The organism is Streptomyces longhuiensis (assembly GCF_020616555.1).
In the GTDB taxonomy this organism is placed as follows: Bacteria; Actinomycetota; Actinomycetes; order Streptomycetales; family Streptomycetaceae; genus Streptomyces; species Streptomyces longhuiensis.
The window spans coordinates 8,051,324-8,070,564 of sequence record NZ_CP085173.1 but is presented as its reverse complement, the minus strand read 5'-3'; the positions used below and the strand labels follow the sequence as shown (position 1 = coordinate 8,070,564).

The following is a 19,241-nucleotide window of genomic DNA, read 5'->3' as shown; positions in this document are numbered from 1 at the left end:
AGAAGATGGTCCGGAGCGCCTCTGCGGTGGGACGCTCCGGACGCCTGCCTACCGGCCGCCTCGGGAGGGGATCACGCCGTCGGGCCCGAAGGGCTGAGCAACCGTGCAGAGCTACTTGGCGTCCTGAAGGGCGGCCTGCCAGACAGGGCTGTCGACGTAGTGGTTGTCGTACAGCTCCGAAGAGTTCTTGATCTCCTCGAAACCGGCCTCGCCACGCATCACACGGCCCAGCAGGCGCAGGTAGTCGAAGCGCGGCATGCCCGGGCTGAAGACGAACAGCACATCCGCCTCGCGGCCCGGGGCCGCAGCGAAAGCGTGCGGAGTATGCGGCGGGACCAGCAGGAAGTCGCCCTTCTCCAAAACCTTGACCTCGTCGTCGATCAGCACCCGCAAGGCGCCGTCCAAGACGAAGAACAGCTCGGACGCCTTGGTGTGAAAGTGCGCGGGAGCACCGACCGCGCCCTTCGCGAAGGTGGAGCGGTAGCTGGTGAGGGCGCTGCCGTCCGTGCCGTGGTCCGCGAGCAGTGTCATCACGCTGCTGGGGTCCGCAGTGGTCTCGGCGGTGGCGGCACGGGTGAGGACGGCCTTGGGTGCGGTCTGCGCGTTCATGATGGTTGTTCCTACCTATGAGCTGCGGCTTCGGGCTCTCCCGGCGCCTTGTGAACACAACTCTATGGAGCAGATAGACCTGTCAGGGGGTGCATTTTGTGGCTCAATTCATGGGTCAATTAGCGGGCGTTCATGGGCTGGGCAGTGCTCACCGGGCGTCTCTCCCTCGCCGGTCGACACCGGCGTGGCTATGGCCGCACTCTCCTGCCGGGTCACGCGCCTATAGCCCGGTTCGACAGGTACTTGCGGATCGGGAGTGGGCAGGGTCAGCACGATGGACGCGGCGAAGAGGATCCGCGCGTCCACGGCGCGTGCCACGGTGCCGCCCCGCGCCAATCAGGGCATCCCGTACGTCAGCAACCGAGAGACGCCGCTCGCCTGGCCGAAGTCGCCCCGGCTCGACTGATCTGACGCATCATCATCAACTCGACCAACCACTGACGGCGGGTCTTCAGGTTATGAGTGCCACAGGGCACGCCACAGTCACCGACACCCGAGCACGCCGAGCACCGCCCGCCCTCTGGTATCACCATGCCGCTTGACCAGCGGCGATGACTCTTCAGGCGGCAGACGCCTTCGCCCTCTCGCCTGATCAGGACTGAAGGCATGCCTAGGTGCGATCCCCTACAACATCCCGTCATCACAGAGCAGTTGCTCCGGGTCGCACCAGGGGTGGAGCCCTCCTCACCGACGATCCGCAGGTATCCGCGCAGCCGCAGGATGATCACATCGATCGTCCACACCAGGAGCAGCAGATGCAGACGCGCAGCCGTACCCTCACCGCCGTGGCCGCAGCCCTCGTCCTCGGCCTGACGGCCGGACCGCTCGCCGCCCCCGCCTTCGCCTCCCCCGCCGGGTCCGCCACGGCCGCTCACGCCACCACCGGCCCGGACGCCGAGGCCCTGCGCGCCGCGCTCGCCGGGCTGCCGGACTCCGACGCGACGGCCGCGCTCGTACGGGTCGGCGGCAGCGACGGGACATGGCGCGGGAGCTCCGGGGTGCACGATCTCGCGAGCAGCCGGAAGGCGGACCCGAACGCGCTCTTCCGTGCCGGTTCGACCACGAAGGTGGTCACGGCGGCGGTGGTGCTGCAACTCGCGGCGGAGGACAAGGTCGAACTGGACGCCCCGGTGCAGCACTATCTCCCCGGGCTCCTGTCGTCCGCCTTCAAGCTCGTCACCGTACGGGAGTTGCTGAACCACACCAGCGGGATCCAGGCGGGCGACGGCTTCGGCGACTCCTTCGAGGACGCGTACGCACACCGCTTCGACACGCTCACGCCGAAGCAGGTCGTCGCCTCGGCGGTGGCGAAGGGCCCGGAGTTCGACCCGGGCGAGCAGCAGGACTACCTGAACATCAACTACACGGTCCTCGGCATGCTGATCGAGAAGGTCACGGCACACTCGTACGCCGCCGAGGCCACCCGGCGCGTACTCCGCCCCGCCGGAATGCACCACACGTACTTCCCCGGCACCGACCCCCGCATCCACGGACCGCACAACCACGGCTACCAGGCGGTGAAGCGCGCGGACGGCACGACGAAGTTCGTCGACGTCACCGAGTGGAACCAGGCGGACCGCTGGGCGGCGGGCGACATGATCTCCACGACGGCGGACCTGGAGCGGCTGATCACTCACCTCTTCCGGGGCGAGATCGTCCCGAAGCCGCAGCTGGAGGAAATGTTCACCGTCCCCTCGAACATCGAGGGTGCCGACATGAGCGCCGGGCTCCAGCGCTTCGAGTACGGCGGCAAGGTGTACTGGCTCAAGTCCGGCGCCCGCTACGGCTACAGCGCGGTCGTCGCCGCCACCAGCGACCTCTCCCGCACCCTCGTCTACTCGGTCGACTCCACGGACGCGAAGGGCGAGTCGATGAACCCGGTGGCGCAACGGATCGCGCTGGCGGCGCTCAAGTAGCCATGGCAAGCGGCACAGGCGAAGTGAGCGCCTCCAGCCGCTTGATCTTCCTGCGGACGACGTACAGCGGGATCGCCCCGAAGACCCCGAAGGACATGTCGATGACCGACCACCAGAAGGGGATGCCGCGGAGCGGTCCGCAGATCAGGGCGAGCGGAACGATGCCGGCGCAGGCGATCAACGCGAACTCGACGACCCAGATGTTGCGGACCGGGTCGCGGTAGGGCCCGTAGAAGGCGACGGCGATCACGAGGTGCGCGAACGCCAGCCAGTCCGTGCCGTACAGCAGGAAGGGGTAGTCCTCGTCGACGACATCGAGCCCCTGCCGTACGCGCTCGATCCAGTCCATGAGTGCGGGCAGGTGCTCCCGGACGGACAAGGACCTCAACAGATCCTCGGTCCAGTGCAGTTCGTGCACCAGAGGGAAGGCCGTCGCCCCGCTCAGCACCAGGCAGACGACGAAGAGGACCAGCCACACACGGATGCCCTTGAGAAGGGCGACTCTGTCACCACTGTCGCTCATGGCAGGAGCGTACGCCCTTCTTGAACATGTTCAAAACTTGCCCTCGTACGACCAGGATCGATAGCTGGCATCAGGCGACATTCGTGACCTGCGCTGACGCCAACCAGGTTCGCCGACTGGAAGCACGGTCCTTGGAGAGGCTGCTGGAGATCGAAGTCGAGGCCGCATCGGGCCGCCCGGGTCGGCAAGACCGTGCTGTCCGTCGCGCTCGGCCGCCGCGGTCGATGCCGGACACCGTGCCTGCTTCACCACCGCCCCGGAACTCACCGCCAAGTGCCACCGGGCCGCCGCGAAGGCCGCTGGAAGCTCTGTACGCGATTCTTCGCAGACCCGAAGCTTTTGATCATTGACTAGCTCGGCTGTTCCCCGCCGCCCAAGGACGGCGCGTCCGCCGCCCCGTTCCAGGTGATCAACGAGAGGTCGGCTCTCACACTCCGCTACCCGTTCGGCACGTGCGACATGGCGAGCGGCCGGCCTCCACGCAGCGCGCCGAACCACCGCCATCGGCCACGGCCAGACATCAATACGACTCCCCCGTCACAACTTCTGCCTCATGACAACCGCACGCGTATCGACAAGCGCGTGCGGTTGTCACCACTTCCGCAGGCCACACGATCAGTGGGACGGCTTCTTGCCTGCGCGGGCCACCGTTGGCGATGACCACGCAGCGCGGTCATCGTTACGCGCGCCCGCGCGGCATCGCCTCCCGGCCTGTTTCCGCAGGCCGCGGCCTCCATCTCCACCGCCACGGGCAGGAGCGGCCGGGCACGCAGACCAGGCGACGCCACCGCTGGGCGATGACGCTGGAACGGGTTTCCGTCCAACGACCAGTCCAGCTCACAGTCCAGCTCACCTGGCCGGGTACCAGCGGCGCGGATGCTGTTCAGCCGGATGAGTGACAGACTGAATCTCCGGATTCGGCGGTCCGCCGAGTGCACCTGGCGCGTGCCCTGGCCGTCCACTCCGTCTTGCATCCCAGCAGCGATCGATCGGTTCGCTGACCAGATGGGAACCGACCATGACTTCTGAAGCGCGATACGCACCGGACGAAACCGCTCTTCTGATCGTCGACCCGTACAACGACTTCCTTTCCGAGGGCGGCAAGCTGTGGCCCCGAGCAAAGGAAGTGGCGGAAGGCGTCGGGCTGCTCGACCACATGGGCACCATGCTCGCGACGGCCCGCAGCCGGGGCTTTCGCGTCTTCATCGTGCCCCACCACCAGACGACGCCCAGCGACTACCTCACATGGGACCACCTGTCCCCGACCCAGCAGCGCATCGTGACGCAGCAGACCTTTGCCAAGGGCAGCTGGGGAGCCGAGTGGCACCCCGACTTCCAGCCTCGCGAGGACGAGCTCGTCATGCGCCAGCACTGGGCCTCGAGCGGTTTCGCGAACACCGACCTCGACTTCATGCTCAAGCAGCATCACATCCGGAAGATCCTGCTGATCGGTATGCGGGCCAACACCTGTGTGGACACCACCGCACGCTTCGGCCAGGAGCTGGGCTACCACGTGACCCTCATCCGCGACGCCATCGCCTCCTTCAGCTGGGAGGAGATGACAGCGACATTCGAGCTCAACGCTCCCCTGTACGCCCACGCCATCCTCACAACAGCCGAGTTCGTCGACATCGTGAACGGCGGGGCAGGCAAGGGTTCCCCGTAGTGCCGAATCCCCGGCAGCCAGATTTTGGTCGCCCGGGTGCTGAGTTGGACGGACTCAGCGGCTCACCTACCCGCACATCCCCGACGCGCGTCGGAGCGGGACACGAATTCCGCAACCACGAGTCTGAAGGTGGTGACCCCTGGTGAATGGGACCGATGGAGGAGCCGGCGGAGCGCACGGAGGGCTGGCCGGGCAGATGGTCGTGGTGGTGGGAGGGAGCGCGGGCATCGGTCTGGAGACCGCGCGACAGGTGCGTGCGGCCGGCGGCGAGCTGGTGCTCGTGGCGCGCGATGCCGAACGCCTCAAGCGGGCGGCGGACGAATTGAACCCCCTGAGCACGGCCGCGTTCGACGCCCAGGACACCGACCGCCTGGAGCGCTTTCTCGGAGAGGTGCCCGGACCGGTCGACCATGTCATGGTCACGGCCGGCAGCCCGTCGTACACCCCCCTCGCCGAACTCGACCTGGCCGAGGCCGGGTGTGACTTCGGCAGGCGTATCGCGATGATGCTGGCGGTGGCGCGGGCCGGCCGGGGCAAGGTCAAGGCCGGGGGAACGCTGCTGTTCATCGGTGGCACCGGAGGCCGGCGCCCCGCGCCCGGGATGGCCGTGATGGGCGCCCTCACCGCGGCACTGCCGGCGCTGACCGCCAACCTGGCGCTGGAGGTCGCTCCGGTCCGGGTCAACCTGATCGCGGCCGGGTTCGTGGACACGCCGCTGTCAGCCTCCCTCCTCGGTGACCAACTTGAGGCGCGGCGCGAGGAGTTGAGGAAGACGCTGCCCATCGGCCGGGTCGTCGGACCGGCGGATGTCGCCGCCCTCGCGGTGCACATCATGGCCAACGGCGCTCTCACTGGTGCCACGTACGACATCGACGGGGGCCAGCAGCTCATCGCACACTGACCGCCCTGCCCTCGGCCCGGTCGGCCGTCGACCGCGCGGACTCCCGCAGGCGGCACCACCTCGTACGGAGCCTTACGTGATCCGCCGCCGGCGAAGTGGGCGAGCGTCCACATGCGGCCTGATCGAACGCCTGTCTACGCTGGAACACGGCACAGCCCGTAGGGCTTCAGGGCGTCGCCGCGCCGGGCGTGGACCCAGGGGCTCACAACGTGTTTCGAGTGCCGTGGGATGCGCCCTCCAAGCCCGGCGCCATCGCGGATCCCGTCGTCGCCGGTATCCCCTTCGAGACAGGAGGCGCAAGCCATGGACATGAAACTCGAGGTAATCGTAGTGCCGGTGTCCGACGTCGACCGGGCCAAGGACTTCTATACGGCGCTGGGCTGGAGGCTCGACGCGGACATCGCCCCTGACGGGGACTTCCGGGTGGTGCAGGTGACCCCTCCAGGCTCCCCGGCGTCGGTCATCTTCGGCACATCCGTCACCGAGCAGGCCCCGGGTTCGGCTCGAGGCCTGCACCTGGTCGTCGACGACATCGAGGCGGCCCACGATGAGCTGAGACGGCGCGGCGCAGACCCGAGCGATGTGTTTCACGACGCCGGCGGCGTCTTCCACCACGCCGGCGCTGACGCCCGGGTTCCTGGCCCTGATCCACAACGCGGCAGCTATGGCTCCTTCCTGTCGTTCAGCGACCCGGACGGCAACGGCTGGCTCCTGCAAGAGGTCACCGCACGGGCTCCGGGACGGCTGGATCCCGCGGCCACATCGTTCGCCTCGGCCGAGGACCTGGCGGGCGCCCTACGGCGGACCGCAGCGGCTCACGGCGAGCACGAGGCGCGCATCGGTGCGGAGGACCCGGACTGGCCGGACTGGTACGCGCGGTACCTGGTGAGCGAGCAGGCCGGGACGGAGCCGCCGTCGTGAGCGGTGCTCTGTAGGCGGCCGCATTCAGGTTGCCGCCGGTGCGGGCGGACGGTTTGGATCGGCGTGATCCGGTCTGCCAAACGGTGCGCCATCATCGAAGGGCTGATGCTGGACGCCGAGCGCGCGCGCCGTCTCACGTCCGCCTGGGTCCGATCCGCTTGGCCCGCTGATTGAGTCGACTGCGCAGGCGTACGTTCACGACGAACCCGACGAGGAGGACGAGCACGGCGAGGCTGACCGCCTGCCAGACCACGCTCTTGAGTACCGTCACCACGCCGATGAACGCGATACCCAGGAGAAACACCATCTCACGCAGTTCCTTCTTGAGCTGGTAGGAGCGGCTGCACCGTATGCGTACGGTGGCCAGCCACTGACCGTCCAGCCCGAGCCCCGACCACAGGCGACGGTCCAGGAACACCCACGGCAGGTCCGGGAAGGTCCCCAGGGCGTCCAGGGAACTCGGATAGCGGCTCGTCATGTCGCCGCCGTGCAACTCCTTGCGGCGCTCCTGGACTTCCTCACTGGTACGGATCGCCTTGAGCTGGAGCACAGGCACGATGCCGTCCTCGTGGGGGAAGCCTTCCAGCACCACCTCGTCGCCGCTGGAGACGCCGAGAAGTTCGAGCGTCAGCGTGTCCAGCAGGCACACCTCCTGCTCCGCGCTGGCCCGATCGCCGTCCTGCACGCGGCAGGTCAGATAATTGGCGTGGCCGAAGAACCTGTCCTTCCATCCGCGCCGGGCGTGGGGAAGATGCGCGGCACGAACCGTGACGGCCTCCCCCGGTTCGAGGCCCATTCCGACGCGCAGCGAATGATCGACTTCGACCCTGCGCGTCTCCTGGGCCGGTATGTCCGGGGCCACGATCACCGTGGCCAGCGCGCCGAGCCGCTCGTGGCGGGCCGGGGGGATCTGGGCGTTCTGGACGATGGCGAGCTGGGGGTCACCCAGGGCGGCTGAGACCGCGCTCGATAAGCGGACGACGCCGGCGCCGCGCTGGTCGAAGGTGTCCGGGGTGCGCCCGGCGCGATAGGCCCCGGTGGGGACGGAGTTGGCCGGGTGGATGTCGTCGTAGACCGTGGTGGCCGGCTCGGCGGTGACGTACTGGCGCAGTCCCGAGTCGGTCAGCCGCCCCTCGTCGGAGAACAGGCGGGTGCCCTTCTCGCAGAGCTGCCCATTCCCACGGGCCCGTGAGCTGAACTCCTCGGGTGTGTCCCCGAACCACTCTCTGAGCTGACGAGATTCCGAGAGGAGTTCGGTGAGGAGCTGGTGCTCGCCAGGATGTGAACGGGGGTTCCCGGAGCCGTCATGGAGGACTCCGTAGCGGTGCACGTAGAGGTAGGCGCCGCCGAGCAGTTCACCTGAATCCAGAACCATCGGAAAGTCTTCGGGCGGCAGGAGGACCCGGTCGTACTCGCCGTCGGGATCGGAGATTCCCTCGCTGGCGTCGACGATCTCCAACTGGGCGGCGTCGAGCCAGGTGATGAACAGGTCCATGCTGAGACCTGGCGTGTGGAACGGCGACGCGGAGACGTAGCCCAGCGGGCTGACGTACGCCGAGACTCCGACACCGATCCCTGTCACCCGCGCCTTCACGATGGGGATCGTGGACGAGACCCCAAGTCCCTCCATTTTGTGCCGCAGTTGGGCGGGGCAGGCGTTGGAACCCACCGAGATGACGGGGAAGCGGTCGCCGACCAGGGTCTGGTTGGCACTCATCAGGGCGTAGTTGAGGGGCACCGGGCCGTCGCCCGTCTTGCCCGCGCCGAAGCCGCCGGGAGGTTGCTCCACCATCCACTTGGCAAGCCGCCGGTTCTCCACGGCCTTCAGGCGCAGGAACCGGTTCTGATGCAGGAGACCGGATTCCGTCGGCCAGGCACCGGGGTAGGTGAGGGGGTGCTCGCGTGGGGCTTCGGAGAGACCGAGTGCTTCGAGCGTACGATCGTCCACTGTGCCGTCAGGCCTTTCGCCGTCGGTTGGCTGCCCTGGGATAACGAGTGCGCGGTCATCGTGAGTTCTACGCGGTCATCGTAAGGAACCGAAGGCCGTCCTCATAGAGGGCCCGATCCCGGCGTGTTCAGTCCACCGGCGGCAGTTCCCCCAAGCCGCGGTGATCAGGCGCGTCGGGAGTTCGATGCGCTCAAGATGCGCTCAAGGGGAGACGAGGCTGCCGTCGAGCTGGCGGAAGAAGCGCTCGCGGCCGTGCGGCCGAGGGCGACGGCGTCCTTGGCAACGCCGGTGACACCGGTGACGCCGGGCTAGAGGGGGCGGTGAGTTGGATGTCGTCGTGGTCCGTCCCGTGACCCAGCGCATGGCATCAGCAGAGTGGGCTTGATCCACTCAGCCAGACATCCGAGATCAGGGGCTCTGTCTCCGGGGGGATTGGTTCGCTGTCTTCGGCCACGCCCTCGGCGGCCTCCAGGACGGCGTCCCAGGACTGCCCCTCGTCTCGGCTCAGAAAGTAGATGTCGTAGCTCATCGCGGGATCGCAGAGCCGGCGGCTATCGCTGTAAGCGGCAGGGTCCCGGGCTCACGTGCCGGGGGAGCGGAAGGCGACTTGCCGACGGGCGGCCTCGTCGATCTCGTCGAGGGTGAGGAGAGGGGTGGCCCGGGTGTGGAGGGCTCCGCTGGCCTTGACGGTGAGGCTGACGGCGGCCATGGAGACCGGGTCGGGGAAGTCGACGATCAGCACGATGTCGTCCTCCCCGAAGGCGAAGTACATGGCCTCGACGTGCCCGCCGAGGCTGGTGACGACAGAGTCGACGGCGGCGCGACGGCTACTCGCGCCTTCCTTGAGCAGACCCTTGGTGCCCTCGGGCGTGTAGGTGGCCTGGATGAGGAACTTCGGCATAGGGATGCTTCCTGCCCATCATTTGTCCGGTGTGGCATGGCCTTCCCGCTGACACATCGACCACTACGCGCGGAAAGGCTGGGTTCACTCGTTAGAACCTGAACTTTTCCGCTGACGCGGCATCATGAATTGCAGTGGTGGTTCTGTCTGCTGATGGCGGGGTGTCAACCGACGGTCGGTCAAGCAGCGGCGAAGAGACCTTCGCCTTCCAACGGCACATCGTCCACCCACCTCTCTCCCCAGCTTCCATCCCGTCCGCCGTCGACCCACACGCTGTGGAGCGGGCGTGATTCATGGCATCCAGGCGGAGCGCGCCACTGTAAGAACGACCTGGACGCCATGGGCCGCGTCTGCTCAGCTTTGCCTGAGTCGATGGTGGACGGGACGGGAGCCCACCACGCTCACCACGAACCGGCCGGCACTCGCGCACGGCGCCCCCTCCATCCCAGAGTCTGAGCGCCCCCGCCGGAGGCACATCTTTGGCCCACGGGTGACTTCCTACCTCCGCCAGCATGCACGGAGCGCGCCGCCGGGCGCGGCCAGCCGGGGCGCAGACAGGAAGCAGGCTGCGCCGCAGGGGCGGCGCGCGCCCACGCCGTGCGCGGGGCTTGATGGAGTAGGGAAACTCTGTCCGCGTCACCGGGTTTTGATCGGTGTCCTGACTCGGCTGGTACTTAACCCAGTGGCTTCACTTGCTGCATGACCCGACATTGCGGGGTTCGGCGTCGATTGTCGACTAGAGATCGTGTGACGCGTGCGCGGAACAGATCATGACGCGGCTCTGTCTGCACCCCAACACCGGTGCGGTGGTGCTCGTCGCGCTCTGCTGCGAATCCTTCGACCGAGTCGCTCTCGCGAACCACATCCGCGAGAGCGGACGTCCGGTGCGGGCCCTGGTCATCCAGGAGACCGGCGTACCCGCGCCACCATCGAGGCGGGCCGCGCGGCCGTCCGGGGCGCCCCTCGACGTACTCAAGGACATGCTGCGCGCGCGGTCAGCCTGGTCGGACCTGACCGTGGGCACTATCTGCGGCGGTTCGGACGGCACCAGCGACTCACCGCCAACCCTGCCGTCGGTTGCGCCTTCGACCGCCTCACCGCGCGTGGTGCCTGGTGCATGTTCAAGGAGACCGGCGAGCTGATCGGGTGCGAGCACCACATGGAGGCGGGCAGTCACCCCACAACTCGGCGCGGAGATCGTCCGGACCGTACGCGGCGAACCGGCCAAGTCGGAGGCGCTCGGCCACCAGGAGTTCCAACTGGGGTACAAGTCGTTCGAACCGAGCGGTCCGGCGTGCCTGCCGGTCTGAGACGGAGCCGCCGCCGCTGGTTCAGGCCGGGACCGCCAGTGCCGTCATGCCGGTCATGTCTCTGAGCCGGTCGTGCTCTATGGGCGCTCTGCCGTGGCTGTGTCCGGGCGCGGGAGCGCCTCGGTACGAGAGCGCCTCGGTGCGGTTGCCCTGCCAGCAGGCGCCCGGAACGACCGCAGACCCGTGCACTCGGTTCGCGCTGGCGCATGCACCTTGCACGAGAAGATCCCAGCTGGGGCTACAGAGCCCTGTACCGCGAACTGATCGTACTGGGAGTGGAAGTGGCCGCCTCCACGGTTTGGGAGATCCTCAAGGAGGCCGGCATGAACCCGACGCCCAAACGCGCCTCCAGCACCTGGGCGACCTTCCTACGCTCCCAGGCCGACGCCCTGCTCGCCTGCGACCTTGTGGTCCCGGCTGGTGTCGTCTCCAGTCGGTGGAATCTCGGTGCGTGACGCGAGAACCGGTGGCGAGGACGTGTCCCACGTGGGCGTCAGCAGTGCGTATTGCGATGTGCAGGAGCGTGGCGATCTGGCGGTTGGACCATTCCTGGCCGTCAAGGTCCGCGATCTCGCGTTCGCAGACCGCGAGTGGGCAGTGCGCAGCCGCTTCTTGCGTGACCTGCCGCGTGAGCGGTGCAGGTTCGCGGACCCGTAGTCGGGGTGTTCGAGGGCGTCGGCTGAGGGCGCGTGCCCTTCGTCTCCGCTGGTGTGCGGCATGGGCGCTGCCCTCCGTTCGAGGGTTGAGATGTGCCGTGGATCAGTTACCGCGTGCGGTCACGACGGCTCAGTACGCGGAGTTGACGTTGTCGATGGAGCCGTAGCGGTCGGCGGCGTAGTTGGCGGCCGCGGTGATGTTGGCGACCGGGTCCGTCAGACTCTTGGAGGTGCCGGCGACGTGGTAGGCGTCGAAGGTCGGCTGGATGACCTGGAGCAGGCCCTTGGACGGGGTGCCCTTGACCGCGTTGACGTCGTAGCCGTTCACGGCGTTCGGGTTGCCGGAGGACTCACGCATGATGTTGCGGTGCAGACCCTCGTAGGTACCGGGGATGCCCTTGGCCTTCATGATCGCGAGGGCCTCGTTGATCCAGCCGTCGACGTTGTTCCCGTCGGTGGCCTTCTTCGTCGAGACCGAGTGAGCGACCTTCGGCGCCGCGGTGGGCTCGGCGGCCTGCGCGGGGGACGGAGCGAAGGTCAGCGCTGCACCCGCGAGACCGGCGGCGGCCAGGACCGTGACGGTGGCGCGCTTGAAGCGGGTGGGGCAGGCGGCAGCGGTGATCGGGGCGGAGAAGGTCATACGGGGATTACCTCTTCATGTTCGGGGACATCGTGCGGCGCCGGCCTGTGTGGTGGCGCCCGGGGCGGAGTCGAGATCCGCGCCCTGACCCGGGGGTCCGGAGCGAGCGACTTCGCTCGTGCTCCGACCCGCTCTCCGGGACGACAGCCATAGTTAGCGATGCCCGAGAGGGGGCGCAAGGATGTGACGTACTACCCCACTACGGAGGAATGTCTGAAATGACCGGATAGAGGGCCTTATGTACGCCTACGGGCGGCCGCATCCGCTACTACCGCCTCTAGTATGTGATCTGGCCCCTATGGGGTGCTTCACAGGCTCACCCCCCTCCGCGTTACCCAGGTCACGCGGTCGGCCCGGTTCGGAGGCCGACGCCCGCACCCCCCGATCGCTCCGCTCCGCCCTCCCCCAGCCACTCGAACCCGAGCGAATCGCCAGCCTCCCCATACGCCGACACGACCGCCTCGGCGGCGTCCTCCACAAGTACCGACATGCTGCGTGACCTGCATGGACCTACTTTCCGGCATCCACAAGGTCGGCCAAAGCCCAATCCGTCGCAGGCCGGCGGACACCCGTAGGGCAACCACGACCGGCCCAACGGGCGGAGCCCAGGCCCAGTCCCACCTACTCCACAGGGGCGCTCTCCGACGGCTGATCGATGCGTCGCGTCATGGGCGTGGCACAGGTCAGCAGTCAGCTTCGTCGTCTGGTGCACGCAGCCGTGGCGCCGGGTCCGTCCCGGACGGCAACTTCACCCTCGGCGTCGACGGGTCACCTGTCCGAAACGGCGCCCGGTCGGCATGGCCCCGCGACGGAGGACGGCGTCCGGCTCACTGTCCGGCCCAGCGTGACAGCGGCCCGGGCGAACCTCGTAGCGTCGATGACGGCCGCACCGCCCAGGTCGTTGTTGAAGTACACGTACACGTCGTCACGGTCCGGCCAGGCGTCGGCGATGCGTCCGGCCCAGGACTTCAACGCCTGCCGGCCATAGCGGGGCGGCGGCTGGGCGATGCCGCCGTGGAAGCGCACGTACCCCCAGGACGCGGTGCGCCACAGCGGTGTCACCGGCCGTGATCCCCGGTCCGCCCAGCACAGCGCGCTGCCGTGCCGCTCGAGTACCGCCCGAAGCTCCCGCCCCGCGTCCCACCACGAGGTGTGCCGCAGTTCAACGGCTACCCGAACCGTGCAGGGAAAGCAGCCCAGGCACATATCCAGCGCCCCGACGTCCTCCCGGAGGTGCGGCGGCAATTGCAGCAGTACGGGCCCCAGACGGTCACCAAGGCCCTCGGCACGGTCCAGCAGACGGTGCACCGGCCCCTCGGGGTCACGCAGCCGCTTCATGTGGGTCAGATAGCGGCTGGCCTTGACCGCCATGACGAACCCCTCAGGCGTCCGCTCCCGCCAAGACCCGAAGATCTCCTTCGTCGGGAGCCGGTAGAAGGCGTTGTTGTTCTCGACGGTCGCGAATCGACGGGCGTACTCCTCCAGCCACAACCGCTGCGGCAGGCCGGGCGGGTAGAGACCGCCGCGCCAGTCCTCGTACTGCCACCCCGAGGTTCCGACGAGCATGGGCATGCCCGACCTCTACCCGTGAGAAATGGGTATATCCATAACGAAACGGGATGAAATCTCCGAATGAGCCCGCACGGAGGGATTCTGGAAACTACTGGAATCAGAGGGACCGGAGCGAGCCTGAGGAGGCACGTCATGACACACGCCGAAGAGTGGAAGGTCGGCGTCTACCTGACCGAGGAGGACGGCGTCACCAAAGCCCGGGCAGTGCTCGCCAACGGGAAGACGCAAATGGTCGGACGCGGCAAGGCGCGCTGCAGTCCCCAGGACGTGGAAATCCCCGCGATAGGGGACGAGCTCGCGGCGAGCCGGGCGATGCGCGACCTGGCCGGTCAGCTGATGCACGCCGCCGACCGGGACCTGGCGGCGGTGGGCGCCGTACCCGATCCGCCGCGCACCGCCTACGGCTGGCCGGATGACGCGGGCCTGGCGAGGTAGGCAGCCCCACTGCAACGGCTGAGCGTCGTACAGGGCGAAGGCGTGCGCGGCCCCGGCAAACATCCCGTACAGCGCCGACGGCAACGTCACCGCCGTCAACGACCAGCTCGACGGCACCCGCTCCTTCGGCCTCGACGCCGTCGGCCGCGTCACCGCCGTCCGCGCCGCCACGTGACCGCCGCCGGTCTCGGCCAGGCTGCCTGAGCCGTGAGGGAACTAGCTGGTGACGCCCTTCACGGGAGCGGGCCGGTACACCCCAGAATCCTGCTGCTCTTCAGTGAAGATCCGACTGGACCTCGGTCAGTCGATGCCTTCGACGATGCGGAAGTCGCGCTCGACGCCGTCGGAGAGGGCGACCAGCGCCTCCTGGTAGGCCGCACTCTCGTGCGCCGCGACGGCCTGCTCGAAGCTGTCGAACTCGATCAGGACGGTGCGCTCGGCGATTCCGGCATCATGCGCCACGACCCGACCGCCACGGACGAGGACCCGGCCGCCCCCGGCCTTGACGGCCGGACCGGCCAGCTTGTTGTAAGCAGCCAGCTTCTCAGGGTCTGAAATGGTGCGGTAGGCGCTGACCCAGTAGCCCTTGGGCATGGAACCTCCAGTGTTGGGATGAGTGCATCTGACTTACGGGACTTACGAGTTGGTCTCGGACGAGCGTCGGCGGGCGAGAGCGAGGCTTGTCAGCGTCGTGATCGCCATGGCGCCGATGCCGACCAGCGCCGCGGTGGTGTAGGCGCTGTCGTCGGGGAAGAGCCGGCCGGGGCCGGTGCCCGCGGCGAGGATCAGGCCGCCGATGGCGCTGCCCACGGAGTACCCGACGCTGCGGACGACGTAGTTGAAGCTCATGGCGCTCGACGTCTCGCTCTTGGGGGTGACGGCCAGGATGACGCCGGGCATCGCGGCCGAGAAGCCGCCGACGCCGAAGCCGAGCACGCCCATCGCCGCGAACAGTTCGGCCAGGTCCGACCGGGCCGCCGCGAACACGGCGAACCCGCCGCCGACCACGACGGCGCTGCCTGCCAGGAGCAGGGGGTCGGCGATCCGCGTCCGGACCCGCGGCGTGAGCTTGCCGGCGACGAACCCCAGCACGGAGAACGGGATGAGGACCAGCCCGGCGACGAAGGTCGTCAGCCCGAAGCCGTAGCCGGCGCCGTGCGGCGTCTGCGCGTACCGGGTGATGAGCGTGAGCAGGAGGTACATGCCGATCCCACCGACGAACATGGCGAGGTTCGCCCCGGCGACCGCCGGGTGCCGCACCGCCCGCACATCGACCAGGGGCGTCGTGCTGCGCAGCTCGATGACGGCCCAGACGCAGAGCAGCACCACCGCGACGACGGCGAGGCCCGCCGCCACGGCGAGGTGCCGGCTCCACAGATTCCGTTCACCGGCGAGGAACAGCACCAGGAGCAGCGCAGCGGCCAGGACCACCGCGCCTGCCACGTCCACGTGGGCGGAGCGGCCTTCGGGGGCTTCGGGCATGGAGCGCCACGCGGTCAGGAGGGCGGCGGCGGTGACGACCAGGCCGAGACCGTACGCGGCCCGTACCCCGCCGAGCTCGGCGAGCAGCGCGGCCAGCGGGTAGCCGACGCCGGCCCCGATGATCGAGACCACCGAGATCAGGGCGATCACGGCCGCGCTGCGCTCCTCGGGGAGGTGGTCCCGGGCCACGCCCATCATCAGCGCCGTCAGCCCGAGCCCGACGCCCTGAGCCGCCCTGCCGGCCAGCAGCCACGCGAACGGCAGCGGCAGCACGGTGAGCACGCTTCCGGCGACGACGACCGCCAGCGTGGCGAGGATCGTGGCCCGCCGGTGCCGGCCTGCTCCGAGCCGGCCCAGGACCGGGGTGGCGACGGCGCCGCTGAGCAGCGCGATGGTCAGCGTCCACTGCGCGCTGCCGAGCGAGACGTGGAACGAGGTCGCCACGCTGGTGATGAGCGGCGTCCCGAGGCTGCCGACCGCCGCCACGACCAGAGCGATGAACATCAGGGCGGGGACCAGCAGCCCCGCCTCGGAACGCGCCACCGGGAACGCCTTCACCGCGCCCCCGCCGACCGGCTGCCCGGTCACTGCTTCGGCCCTTCGCGGTCCTGGCTTTCGAGCTCTGCCAGATGCTTCAGCGCCGGAAGGGCCGCCACCAGCGCCTCGACCTCGTCGCCGGTGAGCTCGCCGATCAGCCGCTCGAACGCGTGGACGCCCGCCTGGCGCCGCGTCCGGACATAGGAGGCGCCGGCCTCGGTCAGGCACACCAGCGTGACCCGCTTGTCGGACGCGTCGCCCCGCCGCTCGACCAGGCCGGACTCCTCCATCACGCGGACCAGGGCGGTCATCGCGGGCTGGGTGACGCCCTCGACCGCGGCCAGATCGGTGATGCGCCGCGGGCCGGTCCGGTCCAGGGTGGCCAGGGTGGCGGCGGACGTCAGGCTCATGTCCCGGGGCAGGCGTCTCGCGGCCCTGGTGGCCAGGCCGTAGAGGACTGCCCCGATGGCGGCGGACGCGCCAGGAGTGGTGTCTTGACGACTCATGCCCGAAGCATAGCAATTTTATATTCATAGTCTATGTAAATGGCGACTGCCGCGGGCGGCACGCTCCTCGAGCAGGCCGGCCCGCCGGATCCGGGTCGGTGCCAGACCCGGCAGCCGGTCGGCGCGGTCGCCCTCGGCGAGCCGGTCGCGGAAGTCGGACAGCACGCTGTGGTGGAAGCCGAGGTCTTCCAGCTCCAGGCCGAGGGCGTACTTGAAGTCGATGCGGCAGCGCACCGCCTCGGAGGCCTGGCGGTCCGACAGGTTCAGCGCGTACTGCAGCGCGCAGACGGTGGCCGGCTGCGCGGGCGAGAGCCTGGGGCGGCCGTCGCGCGCGCTACCCCCGAATCCTGCTGCGAGGGTCAGCCTCCAACACCGTGGCCCGGGCAGGTGATCCGATAGCGCTGCCGTGGGGGCGGGGTCTGTGACGGTTCTTGTGGGCCCTCGCCATATTTCAGAGGGATACCCGCGCTGTTCTGCCAGCGACAGAACACCGGCCGGACCGGGCTCGACGATCACTACAGTCCAGTCTCATGACGACGATTACGACGCGTACGGTCGAGTATCCGGCCGACGGTTTGACGATGATCGGGCACCTCGCGCTCCCGGCCGGTGTCGGCCGCCGGCCCGCGGTGCTGCTCGGACCAGAGGGCATGGGGCTCAGCGACGTCGAGCGCCGCCGGGCCGATGCTCTCGCCGAGCTGGGATATACAGCGCTGGCCTTCGACCTTCATGGCGGGCGCTATTTGGGCGACCCCGAGGAGATGCTGGCCCGTTGCCTGCCGCTGCTCGCTGATCCCGAGCGGATGCGAGGCATCGGCCATGCGGCGCTCGATGTGTTGCGCACCGAACCGCGGACCGACCCCGACCGGATCGCCGCCGTCGGCTACGGCACGGGGGGCGCCATCGGGCTGGAACTCGGACGCGACGGCGTCAACCTGCGCGCCATCGGGACAGTCAACGCACTGACCACGGGCCGACCGGGCGAGGCGGCGCGCATTCGCTGCCCGGTGTGGGCCGGGGTCGGGTCGGAAGACCCGATCATGCCGCCCGCGCAACGGAACGCGTTCACCGCTGAGATGCAGGCCGCGGGCGTCGACTGGCGCCTCACGGTCTACGGCGGCGCCTTGCACGCCTTCCACCACCCGACGGTCGACCACCCCGTGGTCCCCGGCGTCGGCTACCACCCACTGCACGCGCAGCGAGCCTGGCGCGACGTCGTCGACCTGCTCGCCGAGTGCCTGCCCGTGACGGAGGATCTGGGGCATGACCCAGGTAAGCACGGTGGCCCCGGGCACTGACAGTCCACTCCCCTCAAGTCCGCACAGCAGAAACACATTCGGGCGGTTACTCGATCGCGGAGACGTATTCACAACTACCGCAGTAAATACCGGATTTACTGTGGCAGAGCCCCGGAATCTGATCAAGGTGCCGCCTGCCGTACTCCGCAGCCGCGTGGCCAAGGACGCAGAGGTCCTCGCGTTACGGCATGAGAACGCGGTGCTACGCCGTCAAGATCGCCCGCGTCCGCCACAAGCCCGCAGACCGGATCTGGCTCGCCTCGCTCGCGGTTCGTCCCACGCGAGCGCTGGCGCCAGACCTTCACAGTCACCCCACCACACTCCTGACCTGGCACCGCCAACTCATCGCCAGGAAATGGACGTTCACCCAGCACCGCCGCCCCAGCAGACCCTCCACCGCGCCCGCCGATAAACAGCTCATCCTGCGCCTGGCCCGGGAGAACAGCAGCTGGGGCCACCGCCGGATACAGGGCGAACTCGCCCGCCTCGGCTGCCCGATCGCCCCGTCCACAGTCCGGGAGATCCTCCACACAGCCGGCCTCGACCCCGCCCCGCAGCGCTCCGGACCCACCTGGCGCCAGTTCCTCACCACCCAGGCCCATGGCATCATCGCCGCCGACTTTCTGCACCTGGACACCACCTGTGGTCTTGCCCGCGAGCGTCGGCCGGGCGGGGCCCCGGTGGAAAATCGCCTGGTCAGAACAACTCGTCCGACTGCGGCTCGGAGTAGTCTGAAGGTACCGGGAGTAACCCGAACACCCGCTCCCACGCGGACGTCGTTTCCGGCGATCAAGACACTGGGCCGCCCTGCAGGGCGGCCCGGAGACGGGTCCGCATCATGACCACGAATGTCGAGCGCGGCGTGGCACGGGGGCTTGATTCCGCGCTCCCGACGCGCTTTTCCCTGACGCCGAAGACCACCCTCGCCGGCCAGTTGGACGGTGCTTGGTGGCCGTATTCGCGCGACCTGCTCACGGAACTTCCGTCCCTGGTGGAAGCGCTGGAAGGGCGTTTGGGTCGCATTACGCGCGCCATGGTGAACCCCACCCGCTGGCCCGTCGTCCCACACAAGGTTTCCGTCGCCGGGCACACGGTGCACGTGGGCTGGTTCACCGAACTGGATCCCGACAAGATGATCCTTCTCTCCTACACGGTCGGCCGCTTCGACCTGCTGGTGATTCCGCCCGGGACCGAACCCGACGCAGCCGTCCGGCTTCTGACTGCCGCCGCAATCCCCGGCAGTGTCCTCACTGCCGGGGTGCTGATGTCCGACGAAGCCGCGACCGGCCGCCGTATTCGGGACACCCGAAGCAGCGAGGAGACCTGGGAGAACGACGGCGGGTCCGCCCTGCCGCCGCCCCTCCGGCGCCCGGTCGTGGGCGCGCGGATGATCTTCCTGCCGGGGAACACGCGGAGATGA

At 68.7% G+C, this 19,241-nt stretch carries 22 protein-coding genes and 1 pseudogene; 12 read left to right on the top strand and 11 right to left on the bottom strand.

From position 1 onward, the window contains the following. Positions 1 to 111: 111 nt before the first annotated feature. The gene (locus LGI35_RS36835; RefSeq protein WP_227298589.1) at positions 112 to 609 is read right to left on the bottom strand and encodes a cupin domain-containing protein; all 498 of its coding nucleotides are present in this window, start codon (positions 607 to 609) and stop codon (positions 112 to 114) included. A gap of 274 nt (positions 610 to 883) precedes the next feature. Here LGI35_RS36835 and LGI35_RS46210 point away from each other — a divergent pair, with 274 nt between their 5' ends. Together LGI35_RS46210 and LGI35_RS36830 are read left to right on the top strand one after the other, a co-directional pair. Next, positions 884 to 1,015: a hypothetical protein gene (locus LGI35_RS46210; protein ID WP_264484696.1), complete on the top strand. Its 132-nt coding sequence runs from the start codon at positions 884 to 886 to the stop codon at positions 1,013 to 1,015. 349 nt (positions 1,016 to 1,364) lie between these two features. Beyond that, positions 1,365 to 2,525, top strand: a complete 1,161-nt coding sequence (locus LGI35_RS36830) for a serine hydrolase domain-containing protein (protein ID WP_227298588.1) — start codon at positions 1,365 to 1,367, stop codon at positions 2,523 to 2,525. Here the strand turns inward: LGI35_RS36830 and LGI35_RS36825 are convergent. Continuing rightward, positions 2,518 to 3,048: a hypothetical protein gene (locus LGI35_RS36825; RefSeq protein ID WP_227298586.1), complete on the bottom strand. Its 531-nt coding sequence runs from the start codon at positions 3,046 to 3,048 to the stop codon at positions 2,518 to 2,520. The two genes, LGI35_RS36830 and LGI35_RS36825, sit on opposite strands and share 8 nt — an antisense overlap. A 1,018-nt stretch (positions 3,049 to 4,066) precedes the next feature. Between LGI35_RS36825 and LGI35_RS36820 the strand changes: the two genes are divergently transcribed. From LGI35_RS36820 to LGI35_RS36810, 3 genes are all read left to right on the top strand, one after another. Beyond that, positions 4,067 to 4,714, top strand: coding sequence for a cysteine hydrolase family protein (locus LGI35_RS36820; protein ID WP_227298585.1), 648 nt, complete (start codon positions 4,067 to 4,069; stop codon positions 4,712 to 4,714). 196 nt (positions 4,715 to 4,910) lie between these two features. Further along, the gene (locus LGI35_RS36815) at positions 4,911 to 5,615 is read left to right on the top strand and encodes an SDR family oxidoreductase (protein ID WP_227300684.1); all 705 of its coding nucleotides are present in this window, start codon (positions 4,911 to 4,913) and stop codon (positions 5,613 to 5,615) included. A gap of 303 nt (positions 5,616 to 5,918) precedes the next feature. Then, positions 5,919 to 6,536, top strand: a complete 618-nt coding sequence (locus LGI35_RS36810; RefSeq protein WP_323182922.1) for a VOC family protein — start codon at positions 5,919 to 5,921, stop codon at positions 6,534 to 6,536. Positions 6,537 to 6,669: 133 nt separating this feature from the next. Here LGI35_RS36810 and LGI35_RS36805 read toward each other — a convergent pair whose 3' ends face one another. The 3 genes from LGI35_RS36805 to LGI35_RS36795 all read right to left on the bottom strand — a co-directional run bounded on the left by LGI35_RS36805 (position 6,670) and on the right by LGI35_RS36795 (position 9,385). Further along, positions 6,670 to 8,484 carry a hypothetical protein gene (locus LGI35_RS36805; RefSeq protein ID WP_227298583.1) on the bottom strand — a complete coding sequence of 605 codons (1,815 nt, stop codon included), beginning with the start codon at positions 8,482 to 8,484 and terminating at the stop codon, positions 6,670 to 6,672. A 367-nt stretch (positions 8,485 to 8,851) separates the two neighbouring features. Beyond that, on the bottom strand, positions 8,852 to 9,013 hold the full coding sequence (locus LGI35_RS36800) for a hypothetical protein (protein WP_227298582.1): 162 nt from the start codon (positions 9,011 to 9,013) through the stop codon (positions 8,852 to 8,854). A 51-nt stretch (positions 9,014 to 9,064) separates the two neighbouring features. Continuing rightward, complete coding sequence (locus LGI35_RS36795; protein ID WP_227298580.1) at positions 9,065 to 9,385, bottom strand: GYD domain-containing protein; 321 nt, start codon at positions 9,383 to 9,385, stop codon at positions 9,065 to 9,067. A 770-nt stretch (positions 9,386 to 10,155) separates the two neighbouring features. Between LGI35_RS36795 and LGI35_RS46685 the strand changes: the two genes are divergently transcribed. From LGI35_RS46685 to LGI35_RS36785, 3 genes are all read left to right on the top strand, one after another. Then, entirely contained in the window at positions 10,156 to 10,527 is a 372-nt protein-coding gene (locus tag LGI35_RS46685; RefSeq protein ID WP_423835753.1) for a UxaA family hydrolase, read from the top strand. Further along, positions 10,413 to 10,760 (top strand): hypothetical protein, encoded by a 348-nt coding sequence (locus LGI35_RS46680; protein WP_385649334.1) that lies wholly within the window; start codon positions 10,413 to 10,415, stop codon positions 10,758 to 10,760. Before LGI35_RS46685 ends, LGI35_RS46680 begins: the two co-directional genes overlap by 115 nt. A 141-nt stretch (positions 10,761 to 10,901) precedes the next feature. Next, positions 10,902 to 11,150, top strand: coding sequence for a hypothetical protein (locus tag LGI35_RS36785; RefSeq protein WP_423835752.1), 249 nt, complete (start codon positions 10,902 to 10,904; stop codon positions 11,148 to 11,150). Positions 11,151 to 11,481: 331 nt separating this feature from the next. On the opposite strand, the gene LGI35_RS36780 is transcribed toward LGI35_RS36785, so the two are convergent. After that, positions 11,482 to 11,991 carry a transglycosylase SLT domain-containing protein gene (locus tag LGI35_RS36780; protein ID WP_227298579.1) on the bottom strand — a complete coding sequence of 170 codons (510 nt, stop codon included), beginning with the start codon at positions 11,989 to 11,991 and terminating at the stop codon, positions 11,482 to 11,484. Between the two features lie 768 nt (positions 11,992 to 12,759). Beyond that, positions 12,760 to 13,563 carry a DUF72 domain-containing protein gene (locus LGI35_RS36775; protein ID WP_227298578.1) on the bottom strand — a complete coding sequence of 268 codons (804 nt, stop codon included), beginning with the start codon at positions 13,561 to 13,563 and terminating at the stop codon, positions 12,760 to 12,762. Positions 13,564 to 13,695: 132 nt separating this feature from the next. On the opposite strand from LGI35_RS36775, the gene LGI35_RS36770 reads away from it, so the two are divergent. Next, positions 13,696 to 13,998, top strand: coding sequence for a DUF1876 domain-containing protein (locus tag LGI35_RS36770; RefSeq protein WP_227298577.1), 303 nt, complete (start codon positions 13,696 to 13,698; stop codon positions 13,996 to 13,998). A 300-nt stretch (positions 13,999 to 14,298) separates the two neighbouring features. Here LGI35_RS36770 and LGI35_RS36760 read toward each other — a convergent pair whose 3' ends face one another. The 4 genes from LGI35_RS36760 to LGI35_RS46675 all read right to left on the bottom strand — a co-directional run bounded on the left by LGI35_RS36760 (position 14,299) and on the right by LGI35_RS46675 (position 17,039). Beyond that, positions 14,299 to 14,592, bottom strand: coding sequence for a DUF1330 domain-containing protein (locus tag LGI35_RS36760; RefSeq protein WP_227298575.1), 294 nt, complete (start codon positions 14,590 to 14,592; stop codon positions 14,299 to 14,301). Positions 14,593 to 14,634: 42 nt separating this feature from the next. Further along, positions 14,635 to 16,068 carry an MFS transporter gene (locus LGI35_RS36755; RefSeq protein ID WP_227298573.1) on the bottom strand — a complete coding sequence of 478 codons (1,434 nt, stop codon included), beginning with the start codon at positions 16,066 to 16,068 and terminating at the stop codon, positions 14,635 to 14,637. Further along, the gene (locus tag LGI35_RS36750; protein WP_014173936.1) at positions 16,065 to 16,427 is read right to left on the bottom strand and encodes a MarR family winged helix-turn-helix transcriptional regulator; all 363 of its coding nucleotides are present in this window, start codon (positions 16,425 to 16,427) and stop codon (positions 16,065 to 16,067) included. Before LGI35_RS36750 ends, LGI35_RS36755 begins: the two co-directional genes overlap by 4 nt. Before the next feature lie 120 nt (positions 16,428 to 16,547). Then, on the bottom strand, positions 16,548 to 17,039 hold the full coding sequence (locus tag LGI35_RS46675) for a transposase (protein WP_423835751.1): 492 nt from the start codon (positions 17,037 to 17,039) through the stop codon (positions 16,548 to 16,550). Between the two features lie 14 nt (positions 17,040 to 17,053). Here LGI35_RS46675 and LGI35_RS36740 point away from each other — a divergent pair, with 14 nt between their 5' ends. The 3 genes and pseudogenes from LGI35_RS36740 to LGI35_RS36735 all read left to right on the top strand — a co-directional run bounded on the left by LGI35_RS36740 (position 17,054) and on the right by LGI35_RS36735 (position 19,241). Then, the gene (locus LGI35_RS36740; protein ID WP_227298570.1) at positions 17,054 to 17,821 is read left to right on the top strand and encodes a dienelactone hydrolase family protein; all 768 of its coding nucleotides are present in this window, start codon (positions 17,054 to 17,056) and stop codon (positions 17,819 to 17,821) included. 100 nt (positions 17,822 to 17,921) lie between these two features. After that, a pseudogene (locus tag LGI35_RS46670) lies at positions 17,922 to 18,456 on the top strand (integrase core domain-containing protein); the annotation flags it as partial. A 203-nt stretch (positions 18,457 to 18,659) separates the two neighbouring features. Beyond that, entirely contained in the window at positions 18,660 to 19,241 is a 582-nt protein-coding gene (locus tag LGI35_RS36735) for a DUF5994 family protein (RefSeq protein WP_227298569.1), read from the top strand.